Origin of the sequence: uncultured Gimesia sp., assembly GCF_963976445.1 — a bacterium.
In the GTDB taxonomy this organism is placed as follows: domain Bacteria; phylum Planctomycetota; class Planctomycetia; order Planctomycetales; family Planctomycetaceae; genus Gimesia.
On the sequence record NZ_CAXBKP010000002.1, the window covers coordinates 539,699 to 561,654 of the forward strand.

Annotated in this window: 14 protein-coding genes and 1 pseudogene; 6 read left to right on the forward strand and 9 right to left on the reverse strand. The window is 41.4% G+C overall.

What is annotated here, in order from left to right:
• Position 1: 1 nt before the first annotated feature.
• Together AAC022_RS04520 and AAC022_RS04525 are read right to left on the reverse strand one after the other, a co-directional pair.
• A complete protein-coding gene (locus AAC022_RS04520; RefSeq protein WP_339728429.1) occupies positions 2 to 1,111 on the reverse strand; it encodes a hypothetical protein in 1,110 nt (369 codons plus the stop codon).
• Between the two features lie 637 nt (positions 1,112 to 1,748).
• Positions 1,749 to 2,990 (reverse strand): acyltransferase, encoded by a 1,242-nt coding sequence (locus AAC022_RS04525; RefSeq protein ID WP_339728431.1) that lies wholly within the window; start codon positions 2,988 to 2,990, stop codon positions 1,749 to 1,751.
• Between the two features lie 1,158 nt (positions 2,991 to 4,148).
• On the opposite strand from AAC022_RS04525, the gene AAC022_RS04530 reads away from it, so the two are divergent.
• The 4 genes from AAC022_RS04530 (at position 4,149) to AAC022_RS04545 (ending at position 12,026) form a co-directional block, all read left to right on the forward strand.
• Positions 4,149 to 7,418: a glycosyltransferase gene (locus AAC022_RS04530; protein ID WP_339728433.1), complete on the forward strand. Its 3,270-nt coding sequence runs from the start codon at positions 4,149 to 4,151 to the stop codon at positions 7,416 to 7,418.
• 338 nt (positions 7,419 to 7,756) lie between these two features.
• Positions 7,757 to 10,201 (forward strand): hypothetical protein, encoded by a 2,445-nt coding sequence (locus tag AAC022_RS04535; RefSeq protein ID WP_339728435.1) that lies wholly within the window; start codon positions 7,757 to 7,759, stop codon positions 10,199 to 10,201.
• Complete coding sequence (locus tag AAC022_RS04540) at positions 10,198 to 11,229, forward strand: glycosyltransferase (RefSeq protein WP_339728437.1); 1,032 nt, start codon at positions 10,198 to 10,200, stop codon at positions 11,227 to 11,229. Before AAC022_RS04535 ends, AAC022_RS04540 begins: the two co-directional genes overlap by 4 nt.
• Positions 11,226 to 12,026 (forward strand): methyltransferase domain-containing protein, encoded by an 801-nt coding sequence (locus AAC022_RS04545; protein ID WP_339728439.1) that lies wholly within the window; start codon positions 11,226 to 11,228, stop codon positions 12,024 to 12,026. The genes AAC022_RS04540 and AAC022_RS04545 overlap by 4 nt, the downstream gene beginning before the upstream one ends.
• 47 nt (positions 12,027 to 12,073) lie before the next feature.
• Here AAC022_RS04545 and AAC022_RS04550 read toward each other — a convergent pair.
• The 7 genes and pseudogenes from AAC022_RS04550 to wecB form a co-directional block, all read right to left on the reverse strand.
• Positions 12,074 to 12,289 (reverse strand): annotated as a pseudogene (locus AAC022_RS04550) (integrase core domain-containing protein); the annotation flags it as partial.
• 6 nt (positions 12,290 to 12,295) lie between these two features.
• Entirely contained in the window at positions 12,296 to 13,903 is a 1,608-nt protein-coding gene (locus AAC022_RS04555) for a GMC oxidoreductase (protein ID WP_339728440.1), read from the reverse strand.
• Positions 13,900 to 15,186: an NAD-dependent epimerase/dehydratase family protein gene (locus tag AAC022_RS04560; RefSeq protein WP_339728442.1), complete on the reverse strand. Its 1,287-nt coding sequence runs from the start codon at positions 15,184 to 15,186 to the stop codon at positions 13,900 to 13,902. The genes AAC022_RS04555 and AAC022_RS04560 overlap by 4 nt, the downstream gene beginning before the upstream one ends.
• Before the next feature lie 138 nt (positions 15,187 to 15,324).
• Positions 15,325 to 16,068: a hypothetical protein gene (locus AAC022_RS04565; RefSeq protein WP_339728444.1), complete on the reverse strand. Its 744-nt coding sequence runs from the start codon at positions 16,066 to 16,068 to the stop codon at positions 15,325 to 15,327.
• Positions 16,069 to 16,201: 133 nt separating this feature from the next.
• Entirely contained in the window at positions 16,202 to 16,954 is a 753-nt protein-coding gene (locus tag AAC022_RS04570) for an ABC transporter ATP-binding protein (protein ID WP_339728446.1), read from the reverse strand.
• A 1-nt stretch (position 16,955) separates the two neighbouring features.
• On the reverse strand, positions 16,956 to 17,747 hold the full coding sequence (locus tag AAC022_RS04575; protein ID WP_339728448.1) for an ABC transporter permease: 792 nt from the start codon (positions 17,745 to 17,747) through the stop codon (positions 16,956 to 16,958).
• 6 nt (positions 17,748 to 17,753) lie between these two features.
• Complete coding sequence (gene wecB / locus AAC022_RS04580) at positions 17,754 to 18,875, reverse strand: UDP-N-acetylglucosamine 2-epimerase (non-hydrolyzing) (RefSeq protein WP_339728450.1); 1,122 nt, start codon at positions 18,873 to 18,875, stop codon at positions 17,754 to 17,756.
• Positions 18,876 to 19,936: 1,061 nt separating this feature from the next.
• Here wecB and AAC022_RS04585 point away from each other — a divergent pair.
• Positions 19,937 to 20,860: a DUF1559 domain-containing protein gene (locus AAC022_RS04585; protein ID WP_339728451.1), complete on the forward strand. Its 924-nt coding sequence runs from the start codon at positions 19,937 to 19,939 to the stop codon at positions 20,858 to 20,860.
• 21 nt (positions 20,861 to 20,881) lie between these two features.
• Positions 20,882 to 21,877 carry a DUF1559 domain-containing protein gene (locus AAC022_RS04590; protein WP_339728453.1) on the forward strand — a complete coding sequence of 332 codons (996 nt, stop codon included), beginning with the start codon at positions 20,882 to 20,884 and terminating at the stop codon, positions 21,875 to 21,877.
• The last annotated feature ends 79 nt before the right edge of the window (positions 21,878 to 21,956 follow it).

The window sequence follows — 21,956 nt, forward strand, 5'->3', positions numbered from 1 at the left end:
TTCATTTTATCCAGGTGAGTACATTTTCAAAGCGAGCCGACCAGTCACTAGCTTTTCTGAATTGTTCCACTTCCTCAGATGTTGGTGCCATACTCAAGCTCTGAAGCACACATTCGTCTAAAGGAGTCTCCTCAAAAAAGACCACTCCCCCCTGCTTAGCATGCTCGGGCATTGATCCAAATTGTGTTGATAAAACAGGTTTTCCGAGTCCCCGATATTCATAAAATTTGATTGGATCAACCCCCTGTGACAAAGCATTTATTTTAAAGGGTATGATACCAACAGAAAATAGTTTGATTTGTTCAACAAGCTCTTCACGCGGGCAGGCCTTTTTTAATTCAATATTCTCTGGCAGAGCGGGGGGATTCACAAAGCACGGCCCGATTAATCTGATGATACAATCAGGGTTTTTGTTTGCCAACTCAATTGTTAATTCCCAATCAAACCATTCTGCAATGGACCCTACATAGCCTAATACGACCGGTTCCAGTGAGGAAGTACTGTTTGCTTCAGGCACCGGAAGCGAAGACATATCATAGCCGTTTTCAACAACAGATATTTCTGATTTCAGATGAGAAATACTCAATGCCAGATGCCGAGCAGAGACCATAACATGATTGACCCGTTCAACAATTTGTTGTTCCCAAGACTCCATGGCAGCTCTTGAGAGCCCTGAATAGAACTCAGAAAATTCATCCATTCGATCATAAATTGTGAGTTGTGCATTCACATTACCCAACAGCCAGAGTCCCAGTCGACTAGGCTTCCCAATTCCAATTATGAGTCGCTCTTTCGAATCGAGGCAAAATTTTAATAGTTGGTCCTTAACTTTTTTCCAGAGTAAATCGTTGAGAAGTTTGAGCATCGGCAGAGGTTCCACAGGTAGGCAGGGAACATTGACCACAGTCAGGAATGGCAGTTGATTGTTGGACTTACTATGAACAAGATTGGGCCGTCTTAAAAAATCATTAATTTTGGGGAGGCGAGTGGGGAATGGGTTAACCCATAAAACATTTTTAACGGCAGCAGATTGTGCCAGATATTTCACGAATTCATGAGGGCGCTGAGTATAGCTATCCCACGGAACAGGTGAAAAGTAAATTAAATCCATGAATCAATTTCTCTATACAACGATATCAGGTTCGCTTTAAAATTGTGTAACAAATAGGCAGCGATTCTCTCAGTTCGAAATGCTTTTGCTAGAGCCGACTGAATCGGGTTTGATCTCGCTTTTAAAGTGTTTCAGAACGATTATGGCCAAGTATCAAGTAAAACTTGTCTACGACAGTGAGATCAACTTTTGATATCTGCAATCATCTCGTTATCGCCCTTTACTATGAATAGAGCATTATGGGCTGTAAAACACATCTGTATTTGAAATACGTAGTTTAGCGAACTGATTGGAAACCCAGAACATCAAATTCAGAATTCTTCTTCTGCGTTCTAATGATCTACAGTGCAATACTGATTTGTCAATAAGCCCAAGGAAAAACTGCCTTATACTTTAAACTGAGGTGAAATGACATATTTCAGCACCAGTCATAAATGACGCTCAGAAGCTGATAACTGCTCCTGTGCTACTTGAATTGTTGGTTCTTTGAATAAAACGAGTATCAGTTTCTTGCAAAACAGATTGTGGCAAGTGATTGTTCAACAGCGGTATTGCAAAAGATGATTCGACCTGTATGTGATCATCTTTGCCTGCTCTTCAAACATGATCCTTGCTATGAAAGGATGGTAGGCATATCTTAAGACCAATACTTGTTTTTAAAAAGCAAACTTACCGCCAGCCGTCTTTTGTGAAGATACCTTTTATAGCGGTTCAATCGCATATCTAGACTGATGGGGACAGATAAATTACTGATAAAGTGTGTGAGATTCTCTGCAGTGATCGCTCCACATTTTATCATCGGTTGTTCAACCCACTGATAAGATATTATGGAAACATAATAGCAAATAGAAACAGAGACGATGGCTAACAATATACCCAGCGGTAGTGGATAACGGCCTGTGACTTCAGGGCTGACAATTAAGAGTAAGCAGTAAGAAAGCCAGTACAGAACAATGAAATGATAAATATAAAAAGAAAATGATAATCTCCCGAGCTTTCTCGTAATATCTAAATCTAGAATTCTGCTGAGAAAAACGGTGGTTTTAGTATCTGCTATAATTGCGATGATTAATGATGAAAATATTCCCTCGAGGAGAATAGCATAAAATATATTACTTTTGAGAAATAATATTCTGGAAAACAAAAGAAATATAATGCTCACAGCAAGAATGATATTATATTTCCTCTTGGATGCATATGTATCCAATTTTTCAATAATAATTGGCAGTAAAAGGCCAAGATAGAAAACAAATCCAAATCGAAAATAAATATTGGAAGAGTAATTAAAACTTAGCGCGACCAACAACGCAAGAATGACTAGATTTGACTTTTCTCCTATCTTACGGCTAAGTACATATGCAAAAGGGAAAAAGAATGACATTACAAGTTCAACTCTTAACGTCCATGCTATTGGATTGAGGTTTATTTCAAGCATCGAAATATTTTTCGCTGCATTGGGCAAAGAAATCTCTGACGTAAACCACCAGTTAAACCAAGTTGACGTATTAGGAAACTCAATATATGTGTGAAAAAAATAGATAGAACTGATAATTATGAGAAGGCTTACGATGTATGCAGGGTAAATTCTAAAAATTCGTCTTATATAAAACGAAAACACTCCCGCTATTTTCAAAGGCCGCTTATCTAACGAGAGACCTAATACATAACCACTCAAGACAAAGAATATTGTTACCGCCGCGCCTCCATTAAACGGTATCAGAAGCAGACTCGTAACAAGAGATTGAAGACCATCGGTCTCATAGAATCTGGAAAGCCAGATTGTTTGGTTGTGATCGACTGAAAATACAATCAAAGAATGAGAAATTGCGACCACGAGAGCTGCAATACCTCGTAGTGATTCCAACTTAGTAATAAACATAGATATAATTCCGTTCTAACTTGTGTTTATTTTTATTTTGGATTTCAATTACGATAAATCACCATAGCGCTGCGACACCTGCTAATTCTTTTCAAGCGCAGAGTAATTCATGTTTGCAGCAGAAACGTCGCTATGTTTCGGCATGCCCAGAGGTGTCAAAGGCCAGAGGTGTCAAAGGGGGGAGCCTTTTCTATATTCCACACCACAGTGGGCAAATTCTAATGACAAACCTATTTTGACACTAGTTGAATTTTTAATGGAATTCCTCTCGCAGACAGGTGATTTCCACTCGGAAGGACGTTGTGCCTGATTCCATGCTTTTACTCGCCGAGTAGACAAAAAGCAATTAGTCGAATATTAGCGATACACGTCTATTCAGAGGTTAGTCTGAATTCTCTCCTCAGTCATTAATTCCTAAGTATCTACATTATTGTAGAATAATGTATTCGGCGGTGGCATTTTGTCGCAAATAATAAAATGGCATATTAGTGAGATGAGGATTTTAGAAAAAGTACGAGTTAACACTGCGGCAGACTCCTCAAGGGGCTAATACCGCTTTATTTGAAAGTGGGAAATATTAAGATTGCTCAAAATGGATGATAATAGGATGAGTGTTTAATTTGACTCATCAGGTCAATAAAATCGAGATAATAAGAATAGCACGGATCCGAGATGGTCCGGAGCGGTCATCAATTAGTAATGATTGGAGATATCGAGCCAGATCCACAATTACGTTCAAGTCACGTTTGAGGACCTGAGAATAGAGAAAAACGTGCTTAACTAAAAGACTGTCAATAACTTGGATCCCGAACAAACGTATTTAGATATTGACAAATATGGAAAGGACAATAAATTACCCTCGTAGATGGACACGAAGCACTGAGTATAAATTCAATCTTCTACTTAACTATATTAAGCGAGCAATTCCCTGCCTCATCGCATAATTTAGAATACAAATGAATTTGAATATCTACTTAGACGTGAAATCCCTCCTTGATGAACCTCAATGGAAAATGTGGATCATCAATTGGAAGACACGTCGAGATCTTATCTGAGGATGAAGTTGAAGTCATTCAAGAAATTGTAGGAACCACTCAGACAAACCTGGTATTCGCTTAGTTCTGGTAAATCATGAGCGTCAATAATCACGGGTCATAAATGAAAATTCAAAAAGAGAGCTCATCATCCATGACGGAAGCCAAGTCACGACTCATATTCGACCAATATAGCCGTTATTTGCCAACAGCCAAAGCGATTCAATCACTCATCGGTACAGATGAGTCTGAGATACTTGATATTGGAAGTGGCGATGAATGTATTCTCGGACAGCTTCTACCCGAGAATTATTTTACATTCATTGATCCACTACTGATAAATAAGGCAGCAATCAGTAATAATCACAAATATATCGCTGATGATATATTTTCTGACGAACTGGAAGGAAAACAGTTCAGAGCGGTCTGCAATGTTGACGTTTTAGAACATATTCCAGCAGACTTCAGAGAACAGTTTCTTTCCAAGATCGAGGATCTGGCAACGGATTTAGTCATTTTGTCATTCCCCTGCAAAGAACTTGAATCTGAATTACTTGATGAGTACATGAATAAAGTTTATTCATCAATTTATGGTAAAAACTATCCTTGGCTAGACGAGCATTTTAGATTTGGCTTACCAAGTTCAACCGAAGTTGAATCTTTTTTTAAAGAAAGGGGGTGGCATACTTATTGCTATGGTCATGGCCACCTTCCTTGGCTCCAAGAGTTTTTAAGCTTCTCGCTCGTCGCGTTAGACACTCCCATTATTCGTAACGCGGTGTTTGAGTTTAGTAAATACTTTAATGAAGTTGCAGTCAGCGCAGATACTTGCCCTCCATTTTATCGCCGAGTCTTTATTGCATCAAAAAAGGAAGTGGGACCTCATTTAAATGAGATATTTTCCTTCGAAGAATACCAAGAGCAATTACCATATCTCACTGAACAATTAAAAGAAAGATATAACTTTTGTATTATGAATGAGTGCCAAATTCAGTCTGAATACATGGTTGCCCTAAAGAGCCAAGATCCAGAGTTAGCCCAGAGCTTGCAGGAAACTCAAGAACGCTTAAGAGCGATGTACCTATCCCCGCACGCAGGTCACATTAATCAACGGGAGGATATTTCTCTCAAAGGATTACCTGTAGATCAAAAGGAAAGAGCAACCAGAAGCGAACCAGCTTCAGCACAAGCGACATCACCACTTAATGCTGAAAATTTGACTCAAGAGGAGCAACTTGAGATTCAATTATTGGACTTACAAATAGAAGCTGATCAGCTTTCTCAAAGAGTTCTGAATCTTTCAGAAATCAATTCTAAATTAGAGCATGAGTGTGATTCAATTCTCAAGCCGGTCCTGCGGCTATTCTACCGTTTGGCTCGATCAATTTATTCACGAATGCCTTCGGGCTTTCAATCAATTCTCCGGAAAATAAAACGAAAAATCGTTCTAAGAATCAGGAAATGGTCTTATAAGCTAAAAAAAAAAGCACAACTTTCTGATGACCTGAAGGCTCACGCAATAAGTCAAATATTATGCTGTGAAAAAAAAGGTCCTGATGTATTTGTATTTCCTGTTATTGATTGGCATTTTCGAATTCAGCGCCCACAGCACCTGGCCACTCAGCTGGCACAAAATGGGCATCGTGTTTTTTACTTCACCACTACTTTTATATCTGGTGATCCAGAAATCACATTAATTGAGCAAATAGAAGAACGCGTTTTTATTTGCCAGTTTAATATCCCCTATCCCAATCAATCAATTTACGAAGAGGTTCCGACCAAAACTCAGGAAAGACTATATACCGATGCGTTGGACAAGTTTGTCAGGGGATGTAAAATTGAAGAAAATATCGCGATTGTTGATCATCCATTTTGGACCCCTATCGCCTTGACCCTGCCTGCTTCTCTGGTTGTCTATGATTGTATGGATTATCATAGCGGCTTCCACAACACATCCAATGAAATCCTGCATGAAGAAACGCATCTGCTTCAAAATGCCGACTTAATCATCACCTCATCTGCTACTCTTTCTGAAAAGATCGCCCAGCAACGAGAAAACACCCTCATACGAAATGCTGCTGATTCAAAATGGTTTTCACAACCACCAGATGTTGTCTCATTTCATTCTGACAAGCCAGTAATAGGCTACTTTGGAGCCATCTCAGAATGGTTTGACATTGAGCTAGTCGTGAAAGCAGCTCAAGCATATCCAGAGTACGATTTTGTGCTCATTGGGTCCACTTATTTGTGTGATACTAAGGCGGCCAAAACAAATAAGAACATTCATTTTATCGGAGAGATCCCTTACTCCCAATTAAAAGAATACCTTTATGCTTTTGATGTCTGTTTGATTCCTTTTAAGCTAGTTGAATTAATCCACTACACCAATCCAGTAAAAATTTATGAATACCTCGCTTCTGGGAAGCCTGTTGTAGCAACAGCAATGCCGGAGCTTCTGCTCCTAAAAGAGCTTGTCTATATCGGAGAAGACACAGAGTCCTTTATCAGCAAAATCAAACAGGCTTTGGAATCTAAGGACGAGCCTACTGGTATTCAATCGCGTAAAGAATTTGCGTTAAAAAACCAATGGTCAAACAGAGCAGAAAAACTTGAAGAGACGATTAAGTCAATTCATCCGGCAGTAAGTATTATTGTACTTACCTACAACAACCTGGAGCTTACCCGTGCCTGCTTAAATAGCTTGATGGAATTTACTAATTACCCGAATTGGGAACTGGTGATTGTTGACAACGCATCGACTGATCGTTCCCCTGATTTCCTGCAAAAGTTTGCAGAGGGAAAAGACAATGTAAAATTAATACTCAATGAAGAGAATGTTGGTTTCGCGGCAGGGAATAATATTGGCATTAAGAATTCTACCGGTGAATATTTTGTACTTCTAAATAATGACACCTTTGTAACCAGAGGATGGTTGTGGGGCTTGATTCGATATTTTCTAAAAGACAATACACTGGGACTGCTAGGACCAGTTACAAACAATATTGGCAATGAAGCAAAAATAGACATCCATTACAATAACATGGAAGAGATGGCTGTTCTATCCAGGAAATACACTTCTGAACATAGCCGTCAACTTCTTTACAACAATACGATTGCTTTCTTTTGTGCAGTAATTCGTCGACAAGTCATTGAGGAAATTGGAGTATTGGATGAAGCCTTTGGTTGTGGATTCTTCGAAGATGATGATTACTGCCAACGTGCTAAAAATGCAGGCTTTAAGATCGCAATTGCAGATGATGTCTACATACACCATCACCTTTCTGCTTCCTTCAGTCAATTAAAAGAAGAAACAAGAAAAGAACTATTCGACAAAAACAAAGCGATTTATGAAGAAAAATGGGGAACCTGGATCCCACACGCTTATCGTTCTTGATTGAAAAATCTTCAAGTTCATTTTAACGGTTTGTAGAAAAGCAGAGCACAAGCTTGGTGATTATTCGAGATTGGCCTTGTCAATACAGTCCTAACCTGAGAACCTGCTGACGAAATCATCTGCCCCAGCTCGACTCTAGCTTATTACATCAGAACATTCATAAATATTGGGGATTACGACAACGCGGAAATGGTCTATTCCATCAAAGAAAGTTTTAGAATTCTATTGATCGAAGGATAAAAAGAATACCAAAGAGCGATGGAAAAGCAATCTGGTTCTAACAAATCGCTCTCACTGAATGAAACACAAAATAAATCTTGTTTCGGGTACCAATATTGATGAGTAAAAAAGGGAATACTATAATAACGGCGCTGATGTTTCTGGGAGCAGCCTTAACATTATATGGTTTAGTAAACCTGAAGAACTCTATTGGTTGGTCTCATTCTGGGCGTTATCATTTCGCATATTTTCTAGTACTGTGCCTGGTAGGTGTTGTCGCTGGTTCTAAGTTTACGCACAAGCCTCCTCGATTTATAGGCATGGTTTTAGCACTTGGATTCACTCTGACTGCTGGTGCCTGGTGGCCTTTGATTACGTCTCTCTGGTTTATTTTTGCATCCTTCATTGTAGGACAACACATACACTCTTTGATTGGTATCACACCGAAAGATAGCCAGGGTGTTCTTAGGTTTCTGACCGGTGCTGGAGCCTATGGATCTTTAGTAGCTTTATTAGCACATTTCCCCATTAATTACCCAGCCTTATATGGACTCCTTCTGCTTCTACCATTTGCATTTAATAAGCAAATGACAATTAAATACACAGCTCAACTCAAAGACTGGCTGCTTTGTACTAAAGAACATGAAGAATATTCGTTCCACTGGTTAGACGCCTTTCTGACAGTAATAGCATTAGTTTACTTTGTAGTCGCATTGATGCCAGAACTCGGGCATGATGCATTAGCAATGCATCTGTTCGTATCTGCGCATATGTCTCACCAGCACCTTTGGGGGTTTGATGCTGGGACTTACGTTTGGGCTGTAATGCCTATGCTTGGTGACTGGATCTATTCGATTGGCTATGTCTTAGGGGGAGAAACTGCTTCTCGATTTATTAATATTAGCTTTTTGTTTGCCTTAACTAGACTAATTCGAGAACTGGTCTTCTGGGCTGGAGGAGATAATGAAACATGCCGCTGGACAAACCTCATCTTCCTATCGACTCCGCTTACATTCACAGTTGGTAGTAGTTTATTTGTCGAATCGATTTGGACAGCATTGATTGTTGCAGGAACGTTAGTCATTCTCAGAACCTTCTCGAGTCCTGAAAATGTAAAAAGCAATATTCCTTTGGCGGGAATGTTATTGGGATTTGCGATCGCATCTAAAGCAATTGCTCTTATGTTTCTTCCAGCATTATTTTTAGTACTTATGTGGCGTTGGAAATTCTGGTTCAACAAGACATGCTATCCTTCTACCGCAACAGGCCTGATCCTTTTCTTGGTACCTGGTGCTGTTCCTTATCTCACAGCACTTTACAAAACAGGGAACCCTGTTTTTCCTTTTTTCAATCAATACTTTAAATCTGAATTTTACCCAGCTGTAAATTTCGACAGTTCAACAGTTTTTGGCAAAGGACTTTCTTGGGATTTTCCCTACCGCGTCGTTTTTCATACAGGCGAATTTATGGAAAGTTATGTAGGCGGTTCAGGATTTCAATGGCTTCTTTTATTGTTGCCCGCACTAGGCATACTTTTAATCAATAGAAACAAAAGAGTCCTTATTCTGTTAGCCGTAGCGGGGTTATCACTTTTTTTAACATTTCAGTCTGTTAGTTATGTCCGATATGTCTTTCCGGAATGGTTGATGCTGACCGTTGTCATTTGCTGCACCTTGTTTAACAAAATCATTCGACAGTCAAGTTTTCATAAAACCATTGTCTCCTTAGGAATTATGACACTCGGATTGAATTTAATCTTTTTTAGCTCGGCTGCATTTTACGGTGATTTTCCATTGAAATCATTTTTAAGTGAATCGCACAGAACAAAAGATCTAAACCGTCGAATGCCCATACGTAATGCAGTTGAATTAGTCAACCAGCTTAATCCAGAGAAAACTCCTGTCGCTATTTTAGCTCAACCTTTGGTAGCTGGACTTTCTGCTGAAGCACTTCATTCATCTTGGTACAATTTTCGATTTGAGCACTTGATCGATTCTGCTAAAAATGAGAAGTCTATTGCTGCTAATCTCTCTCAAGAGAGAGTGAATTATATTATCCTCTATTCAACATGGGGAACTGAAGAAAAGAGAAATTTAATCCTGAAAGTTTCAGATGAATTAGCTGAAATTGGTGATGTAAGTGTCCGGCGTTTAAGCGAAAAGTATCTATTTTCAAAAGAATTAATACAGGGTTCAGATTTTGAACAGATTTCAGCGTGGACACTAGACAATAATGCAATATACGATGCATCGGAGCGTTATATTTCAGTGAGTGTAGCAGATCCTGCCTACCAGACGATTGAGGTCACGCCGAACAAAAAGTATTTAAATACGGTTACAGTACGTTGTCTTTCAAATGAAGGTCAGGCTCGAATGCAAATCAACTGGCTTGATAAGAATGGAAAATATATTTCGTCAGATATTCGTCCTGTTGAGTGCACGGATTCATGGAATACATATTCGATGAAAGTCTTTGCTCCAGCAAATGCGAGTTCAGCACTTGTTTATGCTTCGGGACATACAAAGATACCTATTCAATTTAAAAAGAATTCGTTGCTAGAATGAACCATCAAGTAATTACAACTCAAATTAAGGATAAAGCAGCGAATGATTGTATCGCTGTTGTAATTCCATGTTACAAAGTCCATCAACAGATTCTGGATGTCATATCTAAAATTGGTTCAGAATGCTCTCTAATTTATGTTGTGGATGATTGCTGCCCTGAACATACCGGAAAATTAGTAGAATCGACCGTGACAGACGAGCGAGTTCATGTCATTTATCATGCAGAAAATGAGGGAGTGGGAGGGGCTGTCATTTCTGGCTATCGTGCGGCTATTGCTAATGGAGCGGACATTATCGTCAAGGTAGATGGAGATGGTCAAATGGATCCTCGTTTGATCCCATCATTTGTTGAACCAATCCTGAGTGGAGAAGCTGATTACACGAAAGGAAATCGGTTTTATTTACTTGAAGAAATCAGGGCCATGCCGAAAATTCGACTCTGGGGTAATTCGATATTGTCCTTTATGTCAAAAGTATCAACTGGGTACTGGAACTTATTTGATCCCACAAATGGCTATACAGCAATCCATGCCGAAGTTGCCAGATATTTACCTTTCAGAAAGATTAGCAAACGATACTTTTTTGAGACTGATATGCTATTCAGGTTAAATACTTCGCGTGCTGTCGTTGTTGATATTCCAATGCATGCACGCTATGAAGACGAAGAGAGTAACCTTAAAATTTCGACAGTCATAACTGAGTTTTTCTATAAACATCTTCGTAATATTATTAAACGTATATTCTATAATTATTACTTGCGTGACTTGTCTTTAGCTTCCTTCGAATTAGTTTTAGGATGCTGTTTGTTTACATTTGGTTTTTGTTTTGGAATATATAGTTGGTTGGATAGCTTGGCGTTGGGTACAACCACATCGGCAGGTACTGTAATGCTTGCTGCATTACCAATATTGATGGGGCTTCAATTCATTCTCGCTTTTCTCGGTTATGATATTTCGAGAGTTCCAAGTCAATCTATTCACAAAAAACTGAGTGGTTGGAGTTGCATTATCGAGGATGAATCAAAGTGAAAGCTCTTATCAATATATTACGTTCCCCTTCTCTAGAACAAGTAGATATTGATGGTGATGAGAGAATATCAATTCATCGAAAAATGTTCGAACAAAAAAAAATGTTGAGAGTTGTTTTTAAAGAATTTCATTACATTTTTAATCGAATCAATCAACGATATTTAAGTGGAGAGGGCCTCGAAATAGAGATTGGGGCAGGAATCGCTCCGATGAAAGATAGCTATCCTCAGGTCTTGGCGACTGATATCGTAGGCAACGCAAACACAGATAAAGTACTTGATGCTGAAGCAATGGACCTAGAAAACGAGTCCGTCCGTGTCTTCTACGGGCAAAACTGTTTTCACCATTTCCCGCATCCAGATCGTTTTTTTGAGGAATTGGATCGGACCTTAGTTCCAGGCGGTGGAGCAATTATCCTTGAACCATACTATGGGCCGTTTGCCGCGTTTCTCTACAAACGATTATTTAAAACCGAAGGATTCGATAAATCGTTTCCTTCTTGGGAAACACCAAGCTCAGGTCCAATGAATGGCGCGAATCAAGCCCTGAGTTACCTGGTGTTTGTGCGAGATCGCAAAGAATTTGAGCGTAAACACCCCTCACTTTCAATTGTGCATGAAGAGGTAATGTCTAATTATTTAAAGTATCTACTCTCGGGAGGCCTTAATTTTCGACAGCTATGCCCGGATATTTTGATACCACTTGTAAGTTTTATGGAATGGGTAATCTCGCCACTGAACCGTTTTCTTTCTTTACACCATATTGTTGTCATCCAAAAGAAACTTGACAACTCTTGATGATTGCATACTGAAGTTCCCCAGAAATAGTGGGCGCTGGGTTCAAGTTATACTGCTTGCTCAAACATTGCGGGACTCTGATAGCCCAGAGATGAGTGCAGCCTCTCACGATTGTAAAACACTTCGATGTACTCGAAGATGCTGTGCCGGGCTGATGCCCGTGTTTCGTATTTCTGGCTATGAATAAGTTCTTTCTTAAGTGTCGCAAAGAAACTTTCCATCACCGCATTGTCCCAACAGTCCCCCTTGCGGCTCATACTGCATGATCCTCAGGGTTCGCTGATACTCTTCGCTGCAATACTGACTGCCACTCTACGGGCAATCCGGTCGGCGTTAGCCATCAAGGTCAACGTAGGCGATTTTTCAGTGAGGAGCGGGAACGATGCACCATCAACCACGTGGACTCCATTCAGCCCAAATACTTCACCATCGGCTGAAGTTTCTCCAATGGCAGGCTGCTCTCGCATAGGTAAAGCGCCTGCGTAGTGAATATCACCACCGGGTTTCCCTACTGTAAAGCTTCCAGGCAAAATTACTCCGCCTAATTTGGAGTAGGCTTTGCGTAGCTTCCTCGCGGCCTCTTGCATGACATCTGAGACAGCACTCATATTGTAATCACCAGTAATGAATAACGATCCATCATTTTGCAGCGTTGCTTTGCTGGAGTATAACTCCTCGGAGAGGAACAGATTCCCTACCAGACATGAGCTCAAAAGTCTGCTTAGTAGCTGTATCCCATTTCTTCGTCGCATGGGAAGATGAGTGACAAATTCTGAAACTGGAATTCCTTGTGTGGAAAAAGTAGAGCCGAACACAGACTGGCCTTCCTTTAAGGTCATATTAAATGAAAGCTGGCCTAACCCAAAGGTGGGCATTCGTTTCAGACCCAGGAACAGAGGAAACCACAGCAAGAATGCCGCAGTAGGAGCAGAAAGAATTTCAACCGCAGATCTATGCTGCAGTGCCTGCAATACTAACCTGGTAGATGCCAAACTGCCTGCTGCAAGAATTAATTTGCGGGAAGAGAACGAGACGTTTTTGCCTTGGTTAGAATCAAATCCATTAACACGAACCAGATTATTAGTACTACTAATTTCACCCACGATCACTCCGCTGATTTCGTGGAAATTTGAATACTTTCGAAGGAGAGGCAATTGATCGGCAGAGGAATACAAGGAGCGACGAGAACATCCCCAGAGACAAGTTCCAGAAAGATTGCAAGCTTCTCTCCCCGCATAATTTTCGCTGATCGCCGCTACTCGTGATCTCCCCAGCTGAAATTTCAATGAGGACATTTTTTGCTTTTGCTTCGAATAGCGAGCAAAGACCCAACGATGCACAGGGTCCATTTCCACCGGGGGTTGTGCCCATTCATCCAAACCGAAATAGCCTGCTAAATCATCATCCGAGGCGCCACTGATCCCCATTCGCCTGGCAACAGACTCATACGATAGATTCATTTCCGCTCTGGAAAATGGCAAAGTATCCAATTTTGAGTCCGATAGTTTTGCAACACCACAACCCCAGGTATTTGAGAGCCCTCCTTTAGCCAAAGATCCAATAGCTACAAACTCTTTAGACTGGATCTGATTCAGATCAGAAAATTCTTCAAACACATAGTTGTGAGTGGGTACCCGTAGTTTAGGAGAAACTGTCTCTTTCATTTTAAGTGCATGAAAATCTTGACCTACCATCCACTTCCACTGCTGAGTATCTCCAGTTCTTGCCGTCAGAAATTCCTGAGCGGGCGGCTCAACCCTGGCTTGTTTGCCTCCATCCAGCATTAATACTTTCAATCCGGAATCCACCAGAGGAAATGCCGCAGAGACTCCTGAAGGACCACTTCCGACGATAATGATGTCAAAGTCTAAAGTCACGCCTCTTCCTTCTGAAAACAAACGCGGTGACTATTTGGAATGAAACGAAACAGAAGGCTAATCACTCTCCAGCCAAGTTCTGACAATACGGTTATACCGATCCATAATGCACTAAAAAACAGCCCGGCCTTTCTCCCTAAAGCAAGAAAATGGAATGCGCCTCGAGGCGTTGCTTCTGCTAAGATCGTTACCGCATCGATTCGCCAGAAGAACTCTTGATAATCCGGCTTTTTTTTGAATGAGCTTTCATCAAATACTGCAATTAGTCTCGGAGATTTTAAGAGATAGTTCCGCAGGCCCAATGGCGTACCAAGTCGCAATTGTTCTATGGAGCGTACATATCGACGAACCAAACTGACTTGTGGTTTCTCATTCAGAACATAAATTAAGAGTGCCTGTCCCTCAAGTAGTAACTGTCTTCGATTATCGTTTCCCGACGGATGCATTCCAGCATGTAATGGTCGAAGGTGAAGCCCAATTGCATTCAATGATGTGGACGTTTTCATTTCAGGAAGTTGGAACAATGAAAGTAAGCGTTCAAGCTTCGGTGCAATATTTGTCCTTCCCCCCACAATTCTTAAGAGCATGGTGATAAAAAATGTCGGGAAGGGAATAAATAATCGCCGAACACGAAGCTTATATTTTGCGATAGCAAAAAGGAATGTAGAAAATCGAATTGGTTTGGCAGCAGCGAGACAATACAGTCCCCTTGCCTTCTGCCTGATCTCTGCTATTCGAAGAATCCCAATCACAAGATCATCAATATGAACTGGTTGAATTTTGGGTACAGGAATAAATGCAGGAAGGATCGGATATTTTTTGACAACATTTATCAATTCGCTAAATAGACCAGAAGGCTTTCCACCATAAACCTGACCAGGTCGAATGACTGCCTCATTTGCTGCTAGAACATCTTGTTCGATTTGCCATTTTGTTTTGCCATATTCTGTTGGCGCAGATTGGCTGGCTGTCTGGCTTGAAATGAAAATGAATTTCGCAGAATTCTGGCTGGCAACCGATAACAGCATTTGTGCTGCTCTGATTTCGTCATTACTGTCTATCTCTTCATCCATGTTGGTGTTCGCTGCCAAATGGATAATGACGTCGATCGGAGTCGAAAGTTTGAGGGCTTCTGCTGATTTTATATTAAATGGTACCCATTCAGCAGAGTTTTGCTTTGTCTTCTTCCGTGATGCGAGGACTAATTGGTGCCCCTCTTTTAAGGCCTCTTGAACAAGATGTTTTCCGATATAGCCGGTTGCTCCTGTTATTAGTATGTTCATAGGACCAATTATCTTTACTACCAACAGTGTTTCTTCCGGAGCATAAACTATTCTTTCTAGTTTGCCCGAAATCAGGATTAGAGTCGTTTGGTAGTGTTCTATTCTAATTTGGCTTATTGACGAATTTCAAAGTAGAAATTATGAGTGTTGAATTTGCTGTTTTCCTTTTTTTACAAAGACGACTGATGGCAGGATGGTGACGCTTATAAATTTCGAACCACGTTCAGGTGTCCCTGCCAGAGTCTTTCGTGTCATGTCATTTGCCCCCTGCTCATCGACCAGTTGTTTGATAAAGCCGACCATCCCGTAGCTATGGTTATGCAGCGGAACTTTAGGCGGTGTGAGGGTTGCGTTCTTTGTTCTGGAAAATAATTTAGACAAAAACCCTGAACTGGAAGGCACCGGGGCTTCTGGTGCCGACACACTCTTGCCATCCGGCCAATCTTCCCAATATCCAGTTCCCCAATCTTCAATGACATACAAACCACCAGGTTTTAGATGATTGTCAAATAGATACCAGAAAGATTGCCGACTCAATTCTCCAATATGAGATGCGTCATCAATAATAATATCAAATCCGCTCGGTGCTTCTTTCTCAGCTACATCTTTTAAAAAAGTGAAGTCGACTTGACTGCCTTTATAGGCTGTCATTCGATCATCATTTTCAAACCCATCAGGAATTTTCAAATCTATCCCAGAGATTTTTCCGTTTGGAAAGTAGTCTTTCCAAAGGTGCAAAGAGCCTCCATTAAAGATGCCTAATTCAAGCATTTTGATGTTATCGTTTGCTAAAGGGGAGAAAATGGGATCGTAAAATTTCAGATACCCATTTGCAATTTTATCGCTATTGTATTTGGTTAGATCCAGTTCTAAGCTTCTCATTCTAATTACAAGTCCTTTCAGGAGAGGGGCTAATTTTGGCAGATTAAGAGCAGGTACTTCATGCTTGAAGCTTAGTCCTACAATCTTAGATTCGTTTTAGTATTTATCAATACTTCAAGCATGTCCCTGAAGACTAATCCTGGTAATCTGCAGATTGATAAATCTCAAGAACTTCATCAACGCCTCCCATTGCATAAACAGTTCCATTTTTCAAGAGTAGCGCTTGATTACAGAATTCCTGAATTACAGAGTCGGAATGCGAAGCTATTACCATAATCTTGGCTTTGTTTATAAATTCATTGAGTCTCTCTTCTGCCTTATGAATGAAGCGTGCATCTCCTGTTCCGATTACTTCATCCATGAGTAATATATCTGATTCGAGCGAGGTCATAACCGCAAATGCCAATCGAATCAACATCCCTGACGAATACACACGGACCGGTAAATCTAAATATCGCCCCAACTCAGTAAACTCTGCGATTTCATCTACCTTCGAATTAATTTCATCAGTCTTTAGTCCTAACAGGCGCCCCCGCAGAAATATATTTTCAAAACCAGTCGCTTCCTCTTCAAATCCTAGAGTGATATTAAGTGTGGATACTATGCGTCCCTCAACACTGACTTTTCCATCAGTAGGATAATATATTCCTGCAAGTACTTTTAGTAATGTTGATTTCCCGGCACCGTTGTGTCCGATCAACCCCAGGCGGTCACCGTCGTGAAGTTCAAAAGTGACATTTTCCAATCCGGTAATCAGTAGTGTGCCACTCCCCTTAGTGATCTTGCCTCCCGTCGCGATATTCAAAATTGATTTTTTAACAGACCGGTCCCCTGTACCGATAATCGGAAAACGCAAGCCAACGTTATCTGCACTGATGTAAGCCATTTTAGATCCAAAAAACAATTCGTTCGCGTTTATATGCATAAAGTATAAAAGCTATTGCTAATCCCAATATGCTGATCCCTAAAGTGATAAGCCAGGAGCTCAGCTCTGGAGTTTGATTTAAAATCGGAGAGCGTGTGAGGTCGAGAAAATAAGCGATCGGGTTCAATTTAATGACCCAGCTATCTACGCCAACCAGTTTGGGAAGCCAGGTAATGGGCGAGATAAAAAACAGGACCTGAACCATACTCTGTATAATGGGAGCTAGGTCACGATATCTTGCCCCTAAGATGCCAAATACAAGAGTGATCCAGAAGAGGTTAACAAATACCAAAAATAACCCTGGAATAACTAATGCCGTCTGCCATTGTGGCCAAATCCCATAATACAGACAGACTCCAGCAATGAAGACCGCATTATGTAAAAAGATAATCATGTTTCTGGTGAGCGTTCGAATAACCAGAACCAGAAGGTTGATTTTCATGTCTTTAAGGTAAGCCGCATTTTCAATGAAGATCACCGGAGATTCACCCAGTGCAGTTGCAATCATAGTCCAGAATAAATAGCCGGCAGCCAAATTCGGCATATATTCTGCGGCATCCATCTTAAACAGTTTGGAATAGACGACCCCCAGCGCAACAATAAATATTGCCATACTGATCGTGATCCAGAAGGGGCCAATTTTTGATCTTCGATATCGAATCCGAATATCAAACCATGCCAGGAAGAAACATAACTGGAAAGATTTGAATACGTCGATGAAATCATTTAATGCAAGCAGGCTTCGATTTTTCATCTGGAGCTATTTTATTGAACTTAAAAAGCCAGCAATCCGTTTACTCGCTAGGCCATCGCCATAGGGATTGTGGGCTTGCGACATTGATTGATAATAAGAGTCAGAGTCGAGTAACGCTGAAGCTTCACAGACAATTTTTTCAAAGTTGGTTCCGACCAGCTTCACCGTTTTCGCTTTAACAGCTTCCGGTCTCTCTGTTGTTTCTCGCATGACCAGAACTGGTTTACCCAGCGAGGGCGCTTCTTCCTGAATGCCTCCTGAATCAGTCAGAATCAAATAAGATTGGTTCATCAAATAAACAAATGGTAGATAATCAAGAGGCTTGATTAACAAAATGTTTGCATGATTGCTAAGTAACCGATTGACAGGTTCTTGCACATTGGGATTGAGGTGAACCGGGTAAATGATTTGCACATCCGGGTATTTTGATGCCAATTCAGCGAGTGCCTTACAGATTCCTTCAAAACCACTGCCGAAATTTTCGCGACGATGCCCAGTCACAAGAATCAATCGCTTACTGGCATCTATTTCAGGAAGCAAGTGCTGTATTTTCTGAGTTAGTGAACTATCCGATTTGATTTTTTCTAGAACATGCAACAAAGCATCAATAACAGTATTACCCGTGACCTGAATCTTCTCTGCAGGTACGTTTTCCCGCAGTAGATTTTCCCTGGCTGCTGTCGTTGGAGCAAAATGATAATCTGTCAATACACTTGTCAGTTTTCTGTTCGCCTCTTCAGGCCAGGGGGAGTAAATATTATTGGTTCTCAGACCAGCTTCCACATGACCAATCTTAATCTGTTGGTAATAAGCGGCAAGACTTGCTGCAAAGGTAGTGCTGGTATCTCCGTGGACAAGAACAGTATCAGGCTGAAAGTCGTTTAGAATAGGCTCCAAGCCTGTCAGGATCCGGGAAGTAATCGTCGTCAATGACTGATTGGGAGACATGATATCCAGATCATAGTCTGGCTTGATTTCAAATAAGTCCAATACCTGGTCCAGCATTTCACGGTGCTGCGCAGTGACACAGACCCTGGTCTCCACCTTAGGCTGTGCTATCAGTTCCCTGACGAGAGAAGACATCTTGATCGCCTCTGGTCTCGTCCCAAAAATAACAAGTATTTTCATCCTGAAACTTGTTTATCCTGCTAAATAAGTTTTGGAAATAGAAAGAATATACCCAACTGGTAAATGAGTTAATCAAAAAGACTTAATGAATCGGAAGTATAGCGGACTGAGAAGAACTAATGCAAGCTTAATTGCGCAACTCTATAAGCTACATTTATTGTCAAGCTCGATTGGTTAAAATGTCTAATCAGTAAAATGCCCCAACCCCGATGAATTTCGAACAGGGGTAGGTGGAACCACCTCAAGTGATCATAGCAGATTAACCACTTTGTCCTCTAAATCATTCTCGCCCAAGACGATCTTCTCCAAAGCTTCCAGCTCATGCCTATAAATATGAACTCGACAATCCTGTAGTCGTTTGGCTGAGTTAGCCTATCCACGAATCGCCTCCGTTTCTTCACGTCGCGCGATCAGATTAGCCTCGACGCCTTTGGAAGTTCCGCGCCCCTATTCATCAGGTTCTTTATATTACGTTATGGGATGTGTACTCGAATTGATTCTCCACCCAGACCAGTGCTTGTTCGTTGTCCTTACAAGTCCTATACAACGGCGATTTTCTTCAGAAATTGACGTCCCCCATTCAGCCGAATCCAGAAGGTAATATTCAGCATATCTACAACCTGAAAACAACTTCCATTTAATTGATTTCACTTAGATTGAAAATCGAGTGAGAGCTTAACTTGTGGGGCTCAAGTCGCATCCAGTATTTTAAAACATTCAATAACAAAAGCTCTCATCATAATTTCCATGCGGGCTTTTTCTTTTAACTCCAACCTTCAAACCTCACACTAAAACATTTTCCCGTTTTTCTAATTATTACAACATTACAACGGCCGTTTTCTATACATCAAAATATTTCTATTGTGAACTCCTTGCCAACAACAGGACAGATGGATAGACTTATTTGTCTGCTTTATTCAGTTCTCCAAATCGTTTCTAGACGAAGATCGAAGTGACTCAGAAGCATCATTGAAATGACGTCTCCACAGATTTGAGTAATACCACCACACTCAACAATTGGACCGCTTTCAATTTGAATCACGCAACAGGAGATACCGGCAATGTTGAACCAAGCCCTTTACAATACAAAGATGAAACCCAATCGTCCCCTCTGGTTACCGGTTCTTCTGTTGGCAAGTGCCTTTAGTTTCATGTCCCTGGCGTCTAGTCGCCAGAAGAATCAGCAAGCTGGTCCCCAAACGCCACAGGCAGCTACTGAAAAGAAACCGAACGAAAGCAGTCCTTCTGAGACTGCAAACAGTAAGACACCTTCCGTCCCGCAAAACGAAACTATCGTCCCCGCAATGACCATTAAACCGGGCAAGCCAATGATGGCAGAACGTTTCAAGGTGGTTAAAGTAAAGCTGAAACAACTTGGGTTGGCATTTCACAATTTACATGAAGAAAACCGACACTTCTTGCCAACCCCGGAACAACACCCAGAAAATTATAATAAAAATGGTCGGTTCAAAGTCAGTTGGCGAGTGCACTTGCTGCACTTATTGAATCAAATGCCTCTACACGAAAAATTCAAACTGGATGAAGCCTGGAGTAGTCCGCACAATCCACTGCTTGCTAAAAATATGCCTGATGGCTTTCGCTCTCCAGATACCCCAGCCTACTTGAATCTGCCCCGCTTCCGTGTCTTTGAAGGAAAGTGGGAACAAAAAGGCGATAAATCCACTAGCACGATGTTTCCACTCGGAACACCCACTCGAATTCGAGACACAACAGACGGAACATCCAATACAATCCTGGTTGTCGCAGTGGGCCCTGATAAAACAGTGGAATGGACGAAGCCCGGAGGATTAAACTTTGATCATTCGAAAGAGGAATTTGGGGCATCAGCTGCTGGTATTCCCGTTTTGCCGGGGGACGGCAGCTCCAGACGTGTCAAACGGAACATTAATGAATCAAATTGGAAAGAAATTATTGGCCCACAAGATTCAACGCGGATTGACTGGGATAGCATCGAACTTCAATAGAAATTCATCCTGGAAACAACTATGACCATTAGCTTCCAATGCAAAAAATGTGGCAAGAACTACAAAGTCAGCGATGATAAAGCTGGCAAAAAAATCAAGTGCCGGCAGTGCTCCGCACCTGTTCGTATCCCTGAAGCTGAAGTTGACGACTTCACCGACGACTGGGAGGAAGAAGCCGAAGAGACACCCCTACCTCGACGACGTGCCCGAAGTGCTTCGAAAAGTAAGCCCAAACCAAAGCGTAAGAATAAATCGAGTTCCGGCTTGAATCAGAATCTTCTGATCATAGGCGGAATCGTAGCTATACTGGCCATTGGAGGTGGCGGATACTTCATGTTCTTTGCTGGGAAACCGGGAAGCGGTCTCGTCAAATCGATCACCGATAAAGCTGATGAGATAATTAACTCACAAGGCGGTTCCGGCTCGCAGAAGGTCAAGGCTTCTGAACTCGACAATATGAAGAAAATCGGGCGTGCATTTCATGACTATCACGATTCATTTACGCGTTTCCCCCCTGCAGATGCCCACCTTGTTGATGGTAAACCTCTCCTGAGCTGGCGTGTTCATTTGCTTCCATTTCTTGGTCAGGCAGAGATTTACAAACAGTTCAACCTGCAAGAACCATGGGATAGCCCCCAGAACAGTGCTCTGTTGGAGAAGATGCCCGCTGTATTCCAATGCACGGGAGTGAACAAACCTGGCTATACATCGATCATGACATTTTCGGGAGAAGGCACCCCCTTCCCAGGCGGCCGTGGTATACGGTTACGCGATATTACAGACGGCTCCTCGAATACGCTTCTCTGTGTGAAAGCTGGTCCGGACAAAGCCATACCGTGGACGAAACCGGTTGATCTGCCCTTTAATTCTGGCAACCCGTTCAGCGCCTTGGGACAGTCTCCCAATGGCTCATTTTTATCCGCTGCGGCAGATGGCTCCGTTCGCAATATTACATCAGATCTTCCGGCTCAGACTTTGCGCAATCTGATCCAGCATCAAGATGGAAATCCGCTGTAAAGTCTTTCATATCAGAACTGAATGTCTCTCTTTCAAATCCATTCCCTGGTAATTCTAACATCGATCTCCCGGCTCATAC

Bases quoted from the DNA above. Each gene is read 5' to 3' on its own strand.
- AAC022_RS04520 (WP_339728429.1), bottom strand. From the start codon at position 1,111: ATGGATTTAATTTACTTTTCACCTGTTCCGTGGGATAGCTATACTCAG.
- AAC022_RS04525 (WP_339728431.1), bottom strand. From the start codon at position 2,990: ATGTTTATTACTAAGTTGGAATCACTACGAGGTATTGCAGCTCTCGTG.
- AAC022_RS04530 (WP_339728433.1), top strand. From the start codon at position 4,149: ATGAAAATTCAAAAAGAGAGCTCATCATCCATGACGGAAGCCAAGTCA.
- AAC022_RS04535 (WP_339728435.1), top strand. From the start codon at position 7,757: ATGAGTAAAAAAGGGAATACTATAATAACGGCGCTGATGTTTCTGGGA.
- AAC022_RS04540 (WP_339728437.1), top strand. From the start codon at position 10,198: ATGAACCATCAAGTAATTACAACTCAAATTAAGGATAAAGCAGCGAAT.
- AAC022_RS04560 (WP_339728442.1), bottom strand. From the start codon at position 15,186: ATGAACATACTAATAACAGGAGCAACCGGCTATATCGGAAAACATCTT.
- AAC022_RS04565 (WP_339728444.1), bottom strand. From the start codon at position 16,068: ATGAGAAGCTTAGAACTGGATCTAACCAAATACAATAGCGATAAAATT.
- AAC022_RS04570 (WP_339728446.1), bottom strand. From the start codon at position 16,954: ATGGCTTACATCAGTGCAGATAACGTTGGCTTGCGTTTTCCGATTATC.
- AAC022_RS04575 (WP_339728448.1), bottom strand. From the start codon at position 17,747: ATGAAAAATCGAAGCCTGCTTGCATTAAATGATTTCATCGACGTATTC.
- wecB (WP_339728450.1), bottom strand. From the start codon at position 18,875: ATGAAAATACTTGTTATTTTTGGGACGAGACCAGAGGCGATCAAGATG.
- AAC022_RS04585 (WP_339728451.1), top strand. From the start codon at position 19,937: ATGTTGAACCAAGCCCTTTACAATACAAAGATGAAACCCAATCGTCCC.
- AAC022_RS04590 (WP_339728453.1), top strand. From the start codon at position 20,882: ATGACCATTAGCTTCCAATGCAAAAAATGTGGCAAGAACTACAAAGTC.